Genomic DNA, 16,536 nt, shown 5'->3' with positions numbered 1-16,536 from the left:
CCGCGCGTACCCTGTCAGGAATGATATGCGCCACACGCTCCCCCTTGCGCCTCAGTTTTATGTGACGGCCCCGCAGCCCTGCCCGTATCTGGACGGGCGGATGGAGCGTAAGCTGTTCACGGCCCTGCAAGGGGAGAATGCGGAAAAGCTGAATGACAGTCTCAGCCAGCAGGGGTTTCGCCGCTCGCAGAACGTGCTCTACCGGCCGTCCTGTGCAGAATGTTCGGCCTGCCTGTCGGCACGGATCGATGTGTCTGCCTTTGCGCCCACCAAAAGCCAGCGGCGCACGCTGAACCGCAATGCCGACATCAACCGGCGCGCCACATCGCCATGGGCCACCGAAGATCAATACGCACTCTTTCGGGCCTATCTCGACAGCCGGCACGCAGATGGCGGCATGGCGGATATGGATGTGTTCGAATTCGCTGCCATGATCGAAGAGACCCCCATTCGCAGCCGGGTCGTTGAATATACCCGCAAAGAAACCAGAGAACTGATCGGCGTCAGCCTGACGGATGTGCTGACCGATGGGCTCAGCATGGTTTACAGCTTCTATGCACCCGACATGGCCAAACGCTCGCTTGGCACGCATATGATCCTGGACCATGTGCGCATCGCCCAAGAGGCGAACCTGCCTTATGTCTACCTCGGCTATTGGGTGGCCGGCAGCCAAAAGATGGACTACAAATCAAAATTCTCCGGGCTCGAAGTCTACCTGGGCGGACGCTGGCAAAAAATGGCCGATCCCGACAACTTCCACCCCGACACGCACCCGCTCTCAAACGATCCGATCGCCGAACAGGTGGCCAATATCTCGCTGCCCGACACCCGGCCCACGCGCTGATCCCACCTTCATCTTGCAAGATAAACTCTGGGGGAGTCCGCAAGGACGGGGGCAAAGCCCCTCGCGCGCTTGCGCGCCTAACAAAACCAAGTCGCGTCAGCGCTCTATCAATAAAACAAAACAAAAGGGCGACCCGCAGGGGCCGCCCTTTTTCAATTGGATCATGTTCGGATCAGTTCGGAATCAAGTCCGGAATGATCGTGACAATACCGGGGAACGTCCACAACAGGGCCAGCCCCGCCACCTGGATCAACACGAACGGAATGATCCCACGATAGATGTGGCCGGTCGTGACTTCCTTCGGGGCCACCCCGCGCAGATAGAACAGCGCAAAGCCAAAAGGCGGCGTCAGGAATGAGGTCTGCAAGTTCACCGCAATCATAATCGTCACCCATTTGGGATCAAACGTACCGCCATAAATCACAGGGCCCACGATCGGGATCACGATGTAGATGATCTCGAGGAAATCGAGCACAAAGCCGAGGACAAACAAGACCAGCATCACGATCAGAAAGACGGTGAACTCATTGTCAAAGGACTTGAGGAATTGCTGGATATAATGCTCGCCCCCAAAGGAGATCACCACGAGGTTCAGCAGTTGCGAGCCGATCAGAATGGTAAACACCATCGAGGTCACCTTGGCCGTCTCGCGCACCACCGGGGCCAGCACCCCCGACGTCCACAGGATGTAGCAACTGAACAACAACCCGAACAACGCATAAAGATAGGCCGCATAGGCCACAAAGAAGGCAATCCAGCTTTGGACAGTCACGGTACTCTGGTTGATGCGCAGATCGAAATTCACGCCCACCAGGATACAGATGATGATCGCGAGCGTGGACCAGATGATGACCTTGGGGCTGCGATCCAGATCCGCCAGCTTGCGATAGGCTGCCAGCATGATGGCACCCCCTGCCCCAAGGGCCGCGGCCGGGGTCGGATTGGTGATCCCGCCAAGGATCGAACCCAAAACAGCGACGATCAGGATCAGCGGCGGAAAGACCACGCGGATCAGCTCGTTCCTGGCGCAGCGTTTCACCGCCTCGACCACACCGTACATGATCAGGATGAACGGGATCACCATGACGACCACGTAATACCCGGATGTATTCAGCGGCCCCACAAGGATGATATCAACCAGCAAGGCCAACACGACCCCCACCCCGCCAATGATCAGCGGGCGCGCATCATGGCTGGGTGCGATGCCACGGGCAGTCGTCAGGATCAACGCAAGCAGGATCAACAGGATCGCAGTGCCCGTGCCGATGGGTGCCGCCGCATCGACCTTGTTCTGAATGGCGCTGGCAAGGTCCTTTTCGGACAGACGTGTGGACTGGGTGACGCCTCCGGCAGCCGCAATCTCTTCCTGCTGCGCGACTGCGACGTCCCACGCCGCCTGTCCGTGCAATTCAATCATGGCGGCCTGGCATTCAGGGCCCACATTGGTGCGCAGGCTTGCAGATTGACCGATATCAGAGAAGGACGAGACGGTGGTCGACTGGCTGCCCACAATGTTCAGATTGCCCAGAAGGATCGTGCCCACAATGATCAGCACAGGCGCGCCCAGAAACCAAGTGAACGCCTCGTTGCGGGTGATCGGCTCCGCATTGGTGGTGCCCATTTCGACCGCAGGGGCTTTCTCGGGGTTCAAGAGCGCATAGCCAAAGGCATAAAGCGCATAGAGCAGCGCAAGCAGAATACCGGGCAGCAACGCCGCCTGGAACAAAGTCCCCACCGAAACAACCGCAGGTTCGCCCAGATATGTCAGTGCGTCAGTGCATCCCGCTGTTTGCGCGCGCGCCTCTTGCGCCGCAGAATAGAGATCACCCGCCAATGTGCCCAAGAGAACAATCACGATGGAAGGTGGAATGATCTGCCCCAGGGTGCCAGAGGCTGCGATGACCCCGGTCGCAATCTCGGGTGAATAGTTGTTGCGTAACATGGTTGGCAGGGCCAACAGGCCCATGGTCACAACAGTCGCACCCACGATCCCGGTCGAAGCCGCAAGGAATGCGCCCACAACCACGATGGACACGGCCAGACCGCCGGGCAGCGGGCCGAACACGCGCGCCATGGTGGTCAGCAAATCGTTCGCGATCTTGGAGCGTTCCAGCGTGATGCCCATCAGAACGAACATCAAAACAGCCAGCAGCGTCTCGATCGACTGGCCCGCAAGGACCCGCTCGTTCATGCGGTTCACAACGAAGGATACGTTGCGATCCAGCGCAGTTTCCCAACCCGAGGGAAAGACCGGCTCACCAATGCGCGGCAGGTCCGGGAAACGGAACACAGATATCGTGTCCGGCTTCACCCCGGAGTTCACAAGATCCCTGTAGGCCTGGCTCGATTGATCAATCGCCTGGTGGATCAGCAATCCCGCACTGTCGAGTGCTGCAATGATCCCGAAGGAAATGACCCCGGCCCCCGCAATGGCAAAGGCCACCGGGAACCCCGAAAGGATACCGCCAAACAGGCAGATGAAAACGATGATCAGGCCGATCTCTACGCCATCAAGTCCAAACAACATCGCTTATAGTCCTTGTAAGTATGTGGCGCGCAAGCTGCGGGCGGGCATCAGAACGGGGCGCATCAGTGGGTGCCCTCATAGGCTTCTTCGCCCTCGCCCAAGGTGTCCCGATCAAGGTATTTACCTTCGCTCTCGGGTCCTTCCTTCCACTCGAGATAAGAGCGGTAAAAGAACGAGATTGCCTGGATCAACACGAGCGCCGTGAACGCAATCAGCAGGATCTTGAACAGGAAGTAAGCGGTGAACCCGTTGGGACTGAACCCGATGGTTTCCACGTTCCAACGCAGCGCGCGCGATTTGGCGAGCAACCGGTCCAGCGTGTCCGATGCCGAGGGCTTTGGCACGATCAGGTGACGCCACAGGAAGAACCAGCCATAAAGCCAGATCAAAACGGCAGCCGGGACCATAAAGAAGAGCGCCCCGAACATGTCAATCACCCGCTTGGCCCGGTGGCCCACAGCGGCATAGACCAGATCGACGCGCACATGGCTGCCCTGCACGAATGTGTAGGTCACGCAAAGGCAGACGACCAACGCATTGTAAAGCTTCAACTCTTCAGCAAACCAGGAGATATCGAACTGCATCGGAATGCCGAAGCCGATCGAGATATCAGGCCGGGTAAAGATACGCTGCATGAACACGATGATGATCTGTTGCAGCACCATCAGCAGACCCGCCCATGCAAACAGCCGCCCCGTCCCATTGGCGAAACCTTCGCATACGCGCACGACCCCCCAGAGGAATTCGTTGCGGATCATGCCGATGACCGTGATCACCAGAACAACCGTCGCAATGGCAAAGAAGAACTCAACCGAGCCGCCATAATAGACGAACCGCATGATTGCTTCCTTGTTGGACCAGTCAAGCCAAAGCCCCGGCGAAAGAAGAGCTGCTGGAATATTGTAGAGGGCTTCGAGGAAATTGCCGCTGATGAACTGCAAAACACCGCTGGACTGAAACTGATCCAGACAGCTGATTGAATCCTCGACCGCAGGGTCGGCTCGGAAAAACCCTGTACAGGGTATCGCGTCGCTCATTGGTGTCCCTCTCCCGCATTCGGATGCGTTCCGAACGCTCTGGCTCTTGCAGGTCTGGACCGATTGCACGGTGCCTCAGCAACAGCCTTGATCTGTGTCAAAAGGGCCCCCGGTGTCAGGGGCCCCTTGTTTCTTTCGTATCTTGGGCTTAGCCGCCCAGAACGCGCACGCGCTGTTCGACATAGTAGCCGTCGGACTTGTTGATCCAGCTTGCGGACGTCGCGAGGCTTTCCTCGAAGGAGGCCCGGATTTTCGCGAACAGTTCGTCGCCCATGTTTTCGTCCATGACTTCGGCGGATGCCGTGCCAAACGCATCCCAGACATCGTCCGAGAATTGCAGGGTCTTGACGCCCTGCTGTTGCAGACGGGCAAGGGCCGCACCGTTGTTGGCCAGCGTTTCGGACAACTGCACGTGCGTTGTGGCGCGCGAGGCACCCTGCAGCAGCGCCTTGTGCTGTGGCGTGAGGTCGTTCCAGACGTCGAGGTTGACCGACGAGGCCAGCGCCGAACCCGGCTCGTGGAAACCGGCGGTGTAGTAGACTTTCGCCACTTCCTGGAAACCCGCGCGTTCGTCGGCCATTGGGCCAACCCACTCAAGGCCGTCCAGCGCGCCCGAGGACAGCGCCTGATAAAGCTCGCCGCCGGGGATGTTCTGGATCGATGCACCCAGCTTGCCCAGCACCTGACCGCCAAGGCCCGGCATACGGAATTTCAGACCGTTGAAGTCGTCCGCCGAGTTGATCTCGTTGCGGAACCAGCCACCGGACTGCGAACCGGAGTTACCCGCCAGCAGACCTTTGAGGTTGAAGATTTCGCCAAGCTCGTCGTGCAGTTCCTGACCGCCGCCGTGCTCGTACCAGTTGGTGACTTCCTGTGCGGTGCCGCCGAAGGGCACGGCCGTGAAGTAGGCATAACCGGGGTGCTGACCGATAAAATAGTAATCAGCCGAGTGGTACATGTCGGCTTGACCGGAGGACACCGCGTCAAACACTTCGAATGCGCCGACGAGTTCGCCCGGGGCTTTCTTGTCGATGGTCAGCTGACCGTCCGACATTTCGCTGACATAGGTTTCCAGATACGTGGCCGCGTCATCCAGAACCGCAAAGCCGCGGGGCCAGGATGTGACCATTGTCAGGGTCCGCTTGCCCTGTGCATAGGCCGGTGCGGCCAGAGTGGTTGCGGCGGCTGCGGTGCCACCCATTGCAGATGTCTTCAGAAATGAACGACGATCCATAGAGATACTCCTCCCAATTATAATGCCTGACCCTACCCGGTCGCGGGCGGATCAAGTCGAGTGGCGCTACCCTAGCGAAGGGTTGGCGATAGGGAATACCTAGTACTGCGTAGAAACTTGGCAAAACTGCATTTCCGGTCAATAAATTGATCCAATTCCGGGCCTCTGCTGTCAAATCACCGTCCTGTTAGCGCGACCAATTCCCGCCTGCACCCTATGATTCGCCGCTCTTTCATCGTATCGAATCGCGGGTGAACGCCTCTCTGCCAACCCTGCGCCTCAGCTATGCGCAAAAACTGTCCCTTGTGGCAGCCGTCCCGCTGATCCTTGCGGTGGCCGCCATTGCCGTGCTGGTCGCGGTCCAGTCCCGCGCCCTGGCCGAACGCGAAATCCAGACGCTCGAGGCCCAGTTGATCGAGGCCAAGAAGCGCGAATTGCGCAACTACGTCACTCAGGCCCGCAACGGGTTTTACTTTATCTACGGCTCTGCCGCACCCAACGATCAGGCCGCCAAGGATCAGGTGTCCCAGATCCTGTCGGCGATGATCTACGGGGACGAGGGGTTCTTCTTTGTCTACGACTATGACGGCACTGCCTTGGTAAACCCCCGCCAGACCGACATGATCAATCGCGATCTGACAGGGTTGAAGGACAGCCGCGGCACACCCGTGGTGTCCAGCCTGATCGAAATCGCGCGTCAGGGTGATGGCTATCTCACCCACCTTTGGCCCAAGCCATCAACCGGGCAAGAGGCTGAGATGATCACCTATGTCACCTCGTTCCCGTCATGGCGGTGGGCGGTCGGCACAGGTGTGTTCATCGACGACGTGCTGACCTCTGTGGCCGAGGCACGCGCCGATGTGGAACGCCGCGTGCAGCGCACGTTCTACTACATATCCGCAATCACCCTCGCAGCCCTTCTGTTGGTGTTCGCCTCGGGCATGGCGCTGAATTTCCGCGAACGGCGTCTGGCGGATGCCAAGTTGAAACGCCTCACCCAACGGGTGTTTGACGCGCAGGAAGAAGAACGGGGTCGTGTGGCGCGCGAATTGCATGATGGAATCAGCCAGATCCTCGTGGGCGTGCGCTACGCGCTCGACAGCGCGCGGCGTCGGGTCGATAAGGGCGCGGGCGATGCCGCAACCCCGCTCAATCAGGGGATCGAACATCTGGGCACCGCCATATCCGAGGTTCGCCGGATCAGCCGTGACCTGCGTCCCGGCGCACTCGATGACCTTGGGCTCGGCCCGGCTCTCAAGACGCTGGTCGGGGATTTTGCCAGCCGCACGGGCACCGAGATCGAATTCAACACGGTGGTGTTCCGCAATCGGCTGGACCCGGACGCCAAGATCGCACTGTATCGTATCGCCCAGGAGGCGCTGACCAATATCGAACGCCACGCCGGGGCCACGAAAGTCTCGGTCGACCTGCGTGGCCACAAACGCGGGGCCACCTTGCGGATTTCAGATGATGGTGTGGGCATTGATCGCGCCCAAAGTCGGCGCGCCGCCGGGATCGGCTTGCGCAATATGCAGGAACGGGTCGAACAGCTCGACGGCCAGTTGCGCATTCTGTCCAGCCCGAACGGCGGCCCCGGCACCGTGATCGAGGCCACCGTCCCCCTCACCCACCTGTTGCCCCCCGAAGAAAACATCCCTCCGACACAGGAGCACGCCCGCGCATGAACACCCCCCCAGTCCGCGTCCTGATCGTTGATGATCACCCGATGGTTGCCCAAGGCATCCAGTCTGTCCTCGAAGATCACGACGGCTTGCATGTGGTCGGCACCCTCGGCACGGGCCGCGCGGTGGTCGATCAGCTTGACGCATTGGATCCGGACGTGATCCTGATGGATCTGAACATGCCCGAAATGGGTGGGCTGACAGCAACCGAACTGGTGCTGGAACAGCGGCCCGGCACGCGCGTGCTGATCCTGTCGATGCATGACAGCCCCGAATATATATCCTCCGCACTCAGCCACGGCGCGATGGGCTATCTGCTCAAGGATGTGCCAACGGATGAAATCGCCGAAGCCATCAAGGCGGTGATGCGCGGCGAGCGGTATCTGTGCACCGGGGCCGAAGGAGCCATTGCACCCAAAAGCAGCGATGTGCCCGGCGCGCTGACAGGGCGCGAACAGACGATCCTGCTGCAACTGGCCCAAGGGCTGTCCAACAAGGAAGTCGCAACAGCCCTCGATATTTCGGTGCGCACGGTTGAAACGCACCGCAAGAACATCAAACGCAAGTTGGGGATTTCGTCGACTGCCGGGCTGACGCGCTATGCGTTGGAACATGGGGTTTTGCAGGGCACGGGCCACGCATTGTAAAGCGCACCCAAGCTAACGAAATATTCACGTCCCCTGCGCTAACTGGAGGGCATGAAACATGACCCGATCCTGCACCCTCACCGCGAAGGTGACGATGTGGCGCTGTTTGCGCAGCGTCGCAAGGCGATTGACCTGATCGCAACGTCACGGGCACGGGCCATCCGCTCGGCGCTGTTCGGGGCCTATCTGTTTCGCAAACACCCCACCAGAACCGAGGATGCCGACACCCGCGCCAATTGGCTGCGGATCCTGAACGAACAGGCGGACGCACTGGCCCGCGCAACCGCATTGGTGAACGGGCGCGACCCCAATCGCGACATCCCTGACGAGGTGTGTCAATGGATCGGGACACATGGCAAGAACCGCCCCAGGGACGTGGCCGCCTTCACCAGGATGCGCGATCTGACACGTGACCTGTGCGATGCCGCCGCAAGTGATGACATCAACGCACTGGAACGCGCGCTGACGGTGCATTTTACCGTGGGCCGGGGTGGGTTCTTTGAAATGGTGACGTCGTTCTGCGATGGGATGTGGGCCGATCTTGACAGCCAGCGCCATGCCGAGGTCGACAAGGCAGCCGCCACAGGCACAGCGATCACCAAGACGCTGACCCGTCTCGAACATATCGGCAAACATGTGCGGCTTGTCTCGCTCAATGCCTCGGTTGAGGCCGCGCGCGTCGGGGATGCAGGCCGTGGGCTTGGGGTGATCGCGGTTGAATTCAAAACACTGGCCGAAGAAATCCAGATGCTGGCCACAACGGCGCGCAATGATATCGCCGCAATGACCCACGCAACCCGACAAACCGCGCGCGATGTGGTGAAATCACCAACATAATTGTGTGAAATTACGCTGACCAACACTCGCGCGTAATAATATGTCGCATTTTTTCCCTCCCACGACACATTTTTCAGCCGTTTGACTGTTGACGCTCCTTTTGGGCGCGCATAGTGTCCGCTCACGCAATGAAAGGCCTTACGGCAATGACATCTCTAGTCGTCATTATTGGAAATAGACGCATGGGCCGGTAACGGACATCCAGACCTGACCCCATGCGCCTCCGAAACCCGGAGGTTTTTTTATGCGAAAACGACAAACCGCAACATCGGAGCACGCGGATATGACACGTCAAATGACCGGAGCGAAAATGGTGGTTCAAGCCCTGATTGACCAGGGCGTGGACACAGTATTCGGATATCCCGGGGGCGCTGTCCTACCGATCTATGATGAGGTGTTCCAGCAGAACTCGATCAAGCACATCCTCGTGCGCCATGAACAGGGCGCCGTGCACGCCGCCGAAGGCTATGCGCGCGCCACGGGCAAGCCCGGCGTGTGCCTTGTGACCTCGGGCCCCGGTGCCACGAATGCGGTCACGGGGCTGACCGATGCGTTGATGGACAGCATCCCGATCATCGTGCTGACAGGCCAGGTGCCGACCTTTATGATCGGTTCGGACGCCTTTCAGGAGGCCGACACCGTCGGCATCACCCGCCCCTGCACCAAACACAACTGGCTGGTGAAAGAGACCGACAAACTGTCGGACGTGATCCACGAGGCATTTCACGTGGCCACCTCGGGTCGCCCCGGTCCTGTGCTGATCGACATTCCCAAGGACGTGCAATTTGCCACCGGCAGCTACAACGCGCCCAAACCCTCGACCTCGCACTATCAGCCGCAGGTCAAGGGCGACATGGAGGCAATCACCGAGCTGGTCGCCGCCCTCGAAGTCGCGAAACGCCCTGTGTTCTACACGGGGGGCGGCGTGATCAACTCGGGGCCCGAAGCCAGCCAGTTGTTGCGCGAACTTGTGTCCTCCACCGGATTTCCAATCACCTCGACGCTGATGGGCCTTGGTTGCTATCCGGCATCAGGCAAGCATTGGCTGGGGATGCTCGGCATGCACGGCCTTTACGAGGCGAACATGGCGATGCACGACTGTGACCTGATGATCAACATCGGGGCGCGCTTTGATGACCGGATCACCGGGCGCATCGATGCCTTCAGCCCCAGGTCGAAAAAGGCGCATATCGACATCGACCCCTCCTCGATCAACAAGGTGATCAAGGCGGACATCCCGATTGTGGGCGATGTGGGCCATGTGCTTGAGGATATTCTCAAGGTCTGGAAATCACGCGGGCGCAAGACCAACTCAGCCGCCGTTGCCAAATGGTGGGGTCAGATCGAGGAATGGAAAAAGGTCGATTGCCTGAAGTTCAAGCAAGGCCCCAAGACCATCAAACCGCAGCACGCGCTGGCCCGGCTTGAGGCGCTGACCAAGGATCACGACCGCTATATCTGCACCGAAGTGGGCCAGCACCAGATGTGGGCCGCACAATACCTCAACTTTGAAGATCCCAACCGCTGGATGACATCCGGTGGTCTGGGCACGATGGGCTACGGCTTTCCGGCCTCGATCGGGGTGCAGATGGGCCACCCGGATGCGCTCGTAATCAATGTCGCGGGCGAAGCCAGCTGGCTGATGAACATGCAGGAGCTTGGCACCGCGATGCAGTTCAACCTGCCCGTCAAGCAGTTCATCCTGAACAACGAACGGCTTGGCATGGTGCGCCAGTGGCAGGAATTGCTGCATGGCGAGCGGTATTCGCATTCCTGGTCCGAAAGCCTGCCCGACTTTGTGAAACTGGCCGAGGCGTTCGGGGCCAAGGGCATTATCTGTTCCGACCCCGCCGATCTGGACGATGCGATCATGGAAATGATCAATCACGATGGCCCGGTCCTGTTCGACTGTCTGGTGGAAAAGCACGAAAACTGTTTCCCCATGATCCCGTCGGGCAAGGCCCACAACGAAATGCTGCTTGGCGAGGCGGACACCCAAGGGGTGATCGACGCCAAAGGGTCGGTGCTGGTTTAAAACCGCGCCATAAAGGATTGGAAAGGAACAGATATGTCCGCTCTAAAGCTCAAAAAAGGCTCTACCAGCCATTCCGCCTATAACCTGCGCCCCACCTTTTCGGACGTGATCGAAAAGCACACCCTTGCCGTGCTGGTCGAAAACGAACCCGGTGTGCTGGCCCGCGTGATCGGGCTGTTTGCGGGGCGTGGATACAATATCGAAAGCCTGACTGTGGCCGAGGTGGATCACCAAGGTCACCTCAGCCGCATCACCATCGTGACCACCGGCACACCGCAGGTGATCGAACAGATCAAGGCGCAACTGGGCCGCATCGTGTCCGTTCACGAAGTCCACGACCTGACCGTCGAGGGCCCCTCGGTCGAACGCGAATTGGCGATGTTCAAGGTGGCCGGTCAAGGCGACAAACGGGTCGAGGCGCTGCGGCTTGCGGATATTTTCCGCGCCAATGTGGTTGACAGCACGCTTGAGACGTTCATTTTCGAGATCACCGGCGCACCTGAAAAGATCGACGCCTTTGCGGACCTCATGCGCCCGCTTGGGCTGACAGAGGTCGCCCGGACCGGCGTTGCGGCCCTGCCCCGCGGCGACTAGGCGTCAGCCAAACGGCGCGTCCGCTTGCAGCAGGCGTTGGTGAAACGGCAGCAGATCTTCGATACCGCAATACCCGCCCGCTTTGCCCGCCTGCTTGGCGCGTCCGATATTGGTGCCAAGATGTTCGTAAACCATCCGCACAACCCGGTCGCTGCCCGGCGTTTCACGCACGGTGCGCGCCACATATCCAACCCAGTAGTTGTTTTCGAACGATGTCACCCGGTTCAGGAAATTGAACGAGGCCGTCATCGCCCCTTTGCGCGAAATCAGGGCTGCAACCCCTTCCTCCTGACGCAAGACCAGACCGCGGAACTCGCGCGCGTCGCGGGTCAGCGCCAAGCCTTGGGCAATCATGGCCGCGCGAGCCTCGTATCCACGGATAAAGGTGGCGTTGCCTTGGCGGAACACACGCACCAGCCCGCTTACAAAACGTTCGTGATCCAGAAAACTGCGGCGCGAAAAGCGGTAGAACCCGGACGGAAACAGCCCCTCTTCGACGTCATCAACCCCGGCCCCGACGAAATTCCGCAGGAAATCCCCGGTCAGCGGGCCACTGCGTTTGGTGATTGCATCCACGGGCTCAAGCAGAACGCGCGCATCGACTTCAAAGAACGTGCAAATCCGGGCCAGCACGTCAGGGCGCGGAAAGCTCTCGCCGGACAGGTATCGGTTGAATTGCGTACGATTGATGCCCAACTGCCGCGATAATTCGGAAATTGAGGGATAGGACTGAGCAAGAATCCGCAAATTTGCCCCAAACATGCTGCGCAATTCCGCCGGTGATCGTCGCGCTTCCGCCATTTATAACTCTTCTTCAATCTCATTCTCTGCGCGGAAACCGTTAACTTGATACACATAACAAGGCATTTCCACGAAGGTGACGCTAGTTCGCGTCAGTATTGATGCTGAAATGCATCTAAAGTTTACTCCCATGGACACAAAATGCAAGCGCGCGGTGCTGAGTTAACCATGTCAACACCGGGAAGAAATGCGTCTTATGGGGCTTAGTCAACTTCGGGTAGAACTATGATTGGTGTAATTCTTTGGAGCGACGCAGCCGACCAAAAGGCGGTCATCTGGTGTGAGGATCAGGGCGATCTTGCATTTTTGTCCAGCCCAGACGCGGTTCACTTGCCCGATACATTTTTTGACGTGGGCGATGTTGTCGAATTTGATGTTCAGGCCAGCCGCAACATGCGCCTGGCTCACAACGCGATCCGTTTGCGTCAGGGCACAGGCACCGAGTTGCGCGATGAGTTGCAGGCCATCTCGATGTCTGAAGGCGTTGTTGGTGCCAGCAAGACCGCTGAAATCATCCCCTTTCGCATCGCCCACGCCACACGCGCACTGCCAAATCGCGAGACGGCGCACCAGTTGCGCGGCTGAACTGCCTCCTTACTTGCGATGTCGTGAACGACAAAGTGCTGTCGAAATTCCACATGTCGCCTGTCCACGCGCGCTTATGCTGAACCCGACACAGATCGGAGGACAGCATGCATCACACAGACCTCAGCGCGGTGCGCAAACCCATCAGCTCTGCCAACGGTTTGCCCAATGCCCACTACATTGACCCTGCCGTTTATGCCGAAGAACGCAACGCGCTGTTGTTGTCTGGCTGGTCCGGTCTGGCCTCTCCCGCGGATGTTCCGAGCCCGGGGGATGCGGTTCCGCTGACCTTTATGGAAATACCGTTGCTGTTGATCCGTGATGCGGACGGCACCGTCAGGGTGTTTCAGAACATCTGCCGCCATCGCGGCATGATTCTCGTCGATGCTCCCCGCAAGATCGAAGGCGCGATCCGTTGCCCCTATCACAGCTGGTGTTATTCAACGAAAGGTCAGCTTGTCTCGACCCCGCATGTGGGGGGCCCCGGTCAAAACACCTCTGACGGGATTGACCGTGCATTGCTGGGCCTGATCGAAGTGCGCAGCCATATCTGGCTTGGCGTGGTGTGGATCAACGTCTCGGGGGATGCGCCCCCGTTCGAGGTTGCCAATGCCGACCTGCTGACCCGTTGGGCCGAGTTCGACAAGCCGCTATATCATGGGGGTGCGGACAGCTGCTTTGACCTGCGCGTCAATTGCAACTGGAAGCTGGCAGTCGAGAATTATTGCGAAAGCTACCACCTGCCGTGGATCCATCCCGGGCTGAACAGCTATTCCCGGCTTGAAGATCACTACCACATCGAAGCGGCCGAGCAGTTTTCGGGTCAGGGCACGCTGGTCTATCGCCAATTGACGGGTGCGGATGGGGCCATCTTCTCCGACTTCGAGGGCCTCAGCGACAAGTGGGACACGGCCGCCGAATACATCACCGCCTATCCCAACGTCCTGTTGGGCGTGCACCGCGATCATGCCTTTGCGATCATCCTGCTGCCCGAAGGCCCCGATGTCACAACCGAACGCGTCCATCTGTTTTACGCTGATCCGGTGACCGACGATGCCTTGCGGGCCAAGAACACCGCGCAATGGCGCGAGATATTCGAGGAAGACATCTTTGTGGTTGAGGGCATGCAGCGGGGCCGCCATGCGCCGATGTTTGACGGGGGCCGCTTTTCGCCTGCGATGGACGGGCCGACCCACATGTTCCACGACTGGGTGGCGGCGCGAATGGCGGCACATCGGGCGGTGTGATGTACGATCTGGATGCGGCTTTGCTGGCGGCCCACGCGGCAGGGGACTCGCATGCGCTTGTCACACTCTATCGCGCGGCGGCGGATCAGACGTCGGATCAAGCCGCCCGCGCCTTTTACCTGACCCACGCGCATGTCTTTGCGTTGGAGTTGGGGCACCCGGACACGGCCCACCTGCGTGCTGCCCTGATCAACATGGGCTGCGAAACCCCGCTTTAGCGCGCGCCAGCCGCGATCTGCGCATAGACGTGCCATGACGCGTGGCCCAGCCATGGCAGCACCACCAACACGCCCAACAGCCCCGGCAGCATTGCCAGAAACAACAGCACGACGATCACCGCGGCCCAGCCCAACATGGGGCCGGGATAGCGTTGGACATAGGCGATGCTCGACAGGATCGCCGTCATGTAGTCGACCTCGCGCGCCAGCAGCAGGGGCAGGCCAAGCACGCAGATCCCATAGAACAACAACGCAAACGCACCCCCGACCAGCGTGCCAAGGCCGATCATCATCAGCCCGTCCGCGCTCAGAAACACATCCAGCGACGTCGTCACATTGACCATCGGTTTCAGCCCGAGAAACAGGGCAAAGATCATGTGCCCAAGGAAAAACCAGAACAGCAGTGCCACAACCATCAGCATCGACAGCCACGGCAACTGTCGCCCCTTTTCGACCCAAAGCTGCCGGATCACAGCGCCCGCCCCGGCACCCTGCCCCGCCCCAATACGGCGCGACACCTCATAATTACCAAGCGCACACAGCGGGGCCACCAGCGGAAAGCCGAACACCGCAAGGATCAGCCAGAACGTATGGCCCGCCCAAAGCGTCAACCCAAACAGCAGCCACCCGGCGGCAAGGGCCGTCAGAGCCGTCAGCAGACCAAAGCCCGGAGCTGCGCGGAAATCACGCCACCCCGCACGCAGGGCGTGGGTGATGAAGCCGGGCGGCGGAGCCTGAAAGGGCGGCACGCCCATGGGCAGTGCGGGGTATGGATCGGCGGGCGCGGTCACACATGGTCCTCGCCAAATTCCGGCGGGCGTTGCCCGGGCCAATCAGTTGCGTGATGCCATGCCTCGGCCAGCCGCAAAAGCTGTGCATCATGGCCCCGCCGTCCGACCAATTGCAGCCCCATGGGCAGATCATCCGCACCGCCAAACCCGGCGGGCACACTCACCACAGGCAAGCCGATCAGGCTGGCTGCGATCACCACCTCCATCCAGCGATGATAGGTGTCCATCCCCAGCCCCGCGACCTCGCGCGGCCAGTCGAGCGTGACGTCAAAGGGCCACATCTGCGCCGTGGGCAACGCCAGCACATCGTAGCGGTCAAACAGGTTTGTCGCAGTCTTGAACCAGTCGGACCGGATCATGCTGGCGCGGTGCACATCCATCGCCGACAGGGACAGCCCGCGCTCGACCTCCCAAATGGCCGTATCCTTGAGGTGGTCGCGCTTGACCGGATCGTCGTAAAGCGCGCCTAATCCGCCGGCCACAGCCCAACTGCGCAGGGTGATCCATGCCTCCCACAGGGCGTCGCGATCAAACGGCGCAGCCACGGCATCGACATGAACCCCAAGCGCACCCATCTGCGCGAGCGCGGCCTCGCATGTGCCAAGCACGCCATCCTCCATGGCAAGCGCACCGTCCCAATCCGCAAGCCAGCCAATGCGCAAACCCTGCGCACCACCGTCGATCTGCGGCAGGCTTGGCGGCTGGCCAAGCCCATGGGGTTGGCGCGGATCGGGACCGGCCATCGTATCCAGAAGGGCCGCCAGATCGCGCGGGCAGCGCGCCATCGGCCCGTTGGTGGCAAGCTGATGCAGGAACGTGTCGCCCACGGACTCGGACGGGACGAGACCCCATGTGGGCCGCATCCCGTAGACATTGTTCCAGCCCGCAGGGTTGCGCAGGCTGCCCATCATGTCAGACCCGTCAGCGATGCTCAGCATCGCCGTGGCCAGCGCGACCCCCGCCCCGCCGGAGGACCCGCCTGAACTGCGCGAGGTGTCATAGGGGTTGCGGGTCGCCCCGAAGACCGGGTTGATGCTGTGCGAGCCAAGGCCGAATTCCGGCGTGTTCGTCTTGCCGATCACGATGGCCCCGGCAGCGCGCAGACGGGCGACCACGATATCATCCTGAGTGGGGACCGTCCCTGCGAACAGAGGCGAGCCCATCGAGGTGGGCAGGCCCGCCGCGTTGGCAAGGTCCTTGATCGCAATGGGAATACCGTGGAGCCAGCCGCGCACAGGGCCTGCGTCCGCGCCAGCCGCTTCTTGCAGCAACGCCTCGGGCGGGCGCAGCGACACGATGGCGTTGACGGATGCGTTGACCGCCGCGACCCTGTCCAGCGTGGCCTGCATGACCTCGACCGCAGACACCTCGCCCGCGTCCATGCGTGCCCGCAACGCCAATGCGCCATCGTTGATCATGCCAGCCCCCTCTTACCCGTTCAGGTTCGACCGAAGCGG

The 16,536-nt window shown here is 60.2% G+C and carries 15 protein-coding genes; 9 read left to right on the top strand and 6 right to left on the bottom strand.

The annotated features are described in order from the left end of the window. Positions 1 to 25: 25 nt before the first annotated feature. On the top strand, positions 26 to 844 hold the full coding sequence (locus Q0859_RS08905) for an arginyltransferase (protein WP_299149929.1): 819 nt from the start codon (positions 26 to 28) through the stop codon (positions 842 to 844). 172 nt (positions 845 to 1,016) lie between these two features. On the opposite strand, the gene Q0859_RS08900 is transcribed toward Q0859_RS08905, so the two are convergent. From Q0859_RS08900 to Q0859_RS08890, 3 genes are all read right to left on the bottom strand, one after another. Then, positions 1,017 to 3,371, bottom strand: a complete 2,355-nt coding sequence (locus Q0859_RS08900) for a TRAP transporter large permease subunit (RefSeq protein ID WP_299149926.1) — start codon at positions 3,369 to 3,371, stop codon at positions 1,017 to 1,019. A gap of 62 nt (positions 3,372 to 3,433) precedes the next feature. After that, entirely contained in the window at positions 3,434 to 4,408 is a 975-nt protein-coding gene (locus tag Q0859_RS08895; RefSeq protein WP_299149924.1) for a TRAP transporter small permease subunit, read from the bottom strand. Between the two features lie 148 nt (positions 4,409 to 4,556). After that, the gene (locus Q0859_RS08890; protein ID WP_299149922.1) at positions 4,557 to 5,642 is read right to left on the bottom strand and encodes a TRAP transporter substrate-binding protein; all 1,086 of its coding nucleotides are present in this window, start codon (positions 5,640 to 5,642) and stop codon (positions 4,557 to 4,559) included. Between the two features lie 251 nt (positions 5,643 to 5,893). Between Q0859_RS08890 and Q0859_RS08885 the strand changes: the two genes are divergently transcribed. The 5 genes from Q0859_RS08885 to ilvN all read left to right on the top strand — a co-directional run bounded on the left by Q0859_RS08885 (position 5,894) and on the right by ilvN (position 11,437). Continuing rightward, on the top strand, positions 5,894 to 7,327 hold the full coding sequence (locus Q0859_RS08885) for a cache domain-containing protein (protein ID WP_299149919.1): 1,434 nt from the start codon (positions 5,894 to 5,896) through the stop codon (positions 7,325 to 7,327). Then, entirely contained in the window at positions 7,324 to 7,971 is a 648-nt protein-coding gene (locus Q0859_RS08880) for a response regulator transcription factor (protein ID WP_299149916.1), read from the top strand. The genes Q0859_RS08885 and Q0859_RS08880 overlap by 4 nt, the downstream gene beginning before the upstream one ends. Before the next feature lie 51 nt (positions 7,972 to 8,022). Beyond that, entirely contained in the window at positions 8,023 to 8,808 is a 786-nt protein-coding gene (locus Q0859_RS08875) for a methyl-accepting chemotaxis protein (protein ID WP_299149914.1), read from the top strand. 283 nt (positions 8,809 to 9,091) lie between these two features. Continuing rightward, positions 9,092 to 10,843: an acetolactate synthase 3 large subunit gene (locus Q0859_RS08870; RefSeq protein WP_299149910.1), complete on the top strand. Its 1,752-nt coding sequence runs from the start codon at positions 9,092 to 9,094 to the stop codon at positions 10,841 to 10,843. Positions 10,844 to 10,876: 33 nt separating this feature from the next. Continuing rightward, positions 10,877 to 11,437 carry an acetolactate synthase small subunit gene (ilvN, locus tag Q0859_RS08865; protein WP_299149907.1) on the top strand — a complete coding sequence of 187 codons (561 nt, stop codon included), beginning with the start codon at positions 10,877 to 10,879 and terminating at the stop codon, positions 11,435 to 11,437. Positions 11,438 to 11,440: 3 nt separating this feature from the next. Here the strand turns inward: ilvN and Q0859_RS08860 are convergent, their stop codons facing one another. Further along, the gene (locus Q0859_RS08860; protein WP_299149906.1) at positions 11,441 to 12,238 is read right to left on the bottom strand and encodes a helix-turn-helix transcriptional regulator; all 798 of its coding nucleotides are present in this window, start codon (positions 12,236 to 12,238) and stop codon (positions 11,441 to 11,443) included. A gap of 330 nt (positions 12,239 to 12,568) precedes the next feature. On the opposite strand from Q0859_RS08860, the gene Q0859_RS08855 reads away from it, so the two are divergent. From Q0859_RS08855 to Q0859_RS08845, 3 genes are all read left to right on the top strand, one after another. After that, entirely contained in the window at positions 12,569 to 12,823 is a 255-nt protein-coding gene (locus Q0859_RS08855) for a hypothetical protein (RefSeq protein WP_299149904.1), read from the top strand. A gap of 107 nt (positions 12,824 to 12,930) precedes the next feature. After that, on the top strand, positions 12,931 to 14,070 hold the full coding sequence (locus Q0859_RS08850; protein ID WP_299149902.1) for an aromatic ring-hydroxylating dioxygenase subunit alpha: 1,140 nt from the start codon (positions 12,931 to 12,933) through the stop codon (positions 14,068 to 14,070). Continuing rightward, on the top strand, positions 14,070 to 14,288 hold the full coding sequence (locus tag Q0859_RS08845) for a hypothetical protein (RefSeq protein WP_299149900.1): 219 nt from the start codon (positions 14,070 to 14,072) through the stop codon (positions 14,286 to 14,288). Before Q0859_RS08850 ends, Q0859_RS08845 begins: the two co-directional genes overlap by 1 nt. Here Q0859_RS08845 and Q0859_RS08840 read toward each other — a convergent pair. Both Q0859_RS08840 and Q0859_RS08835 read right to left on the bottom strand, forming a co-directional pair. Then, complete coding sequence (locus Q0859_RS08840) at positions 14,285 to 15,079, bottom strand: DUF2189 domain-containing protein (RefSeq protein WP_299149897.1); 795 nt, start codon at positions 15,077 to 15,079, stop codon at positions 14,285 to 14,287. The genes Q0859_RS08845 and Q0859_RS08840 overlap by 4 nt on opposite strands. Further along, the gene (locus Q0859_RS08835; protein ID WP_299149895.1) at positions 15,076 to 16,497 is read right to left on the bottom strand and encodes an amidase; all 1,422 of its coding nucleotides are present in this window, start codon (positions 16,495 to 16,497) and stop codon (positions 15,076 to 15,078) included. Before Q0859_RS08835 ends, Q0859_RS08840 begins: the two co-directional genes overlap by 4 nt. Positions 16,498 to 16,536 lie beyond the last annotated feature (39 nt).

It is taken from the genome of uncultured Tateyamaria sp. (assembly GCF_947497045.1).
Classification (GTDB): domain Bacteria; phylum Pseudomonadota; class Alphaproteobacteria; order Rhodobacterales; family Rhodobacteraceae; genus Tateyamaria.
The sequence above is the reverse complement of the archived record's forward strand: the minus strand, read 5'-3'. Positions and strand labels throughout refer to the sequence as shown.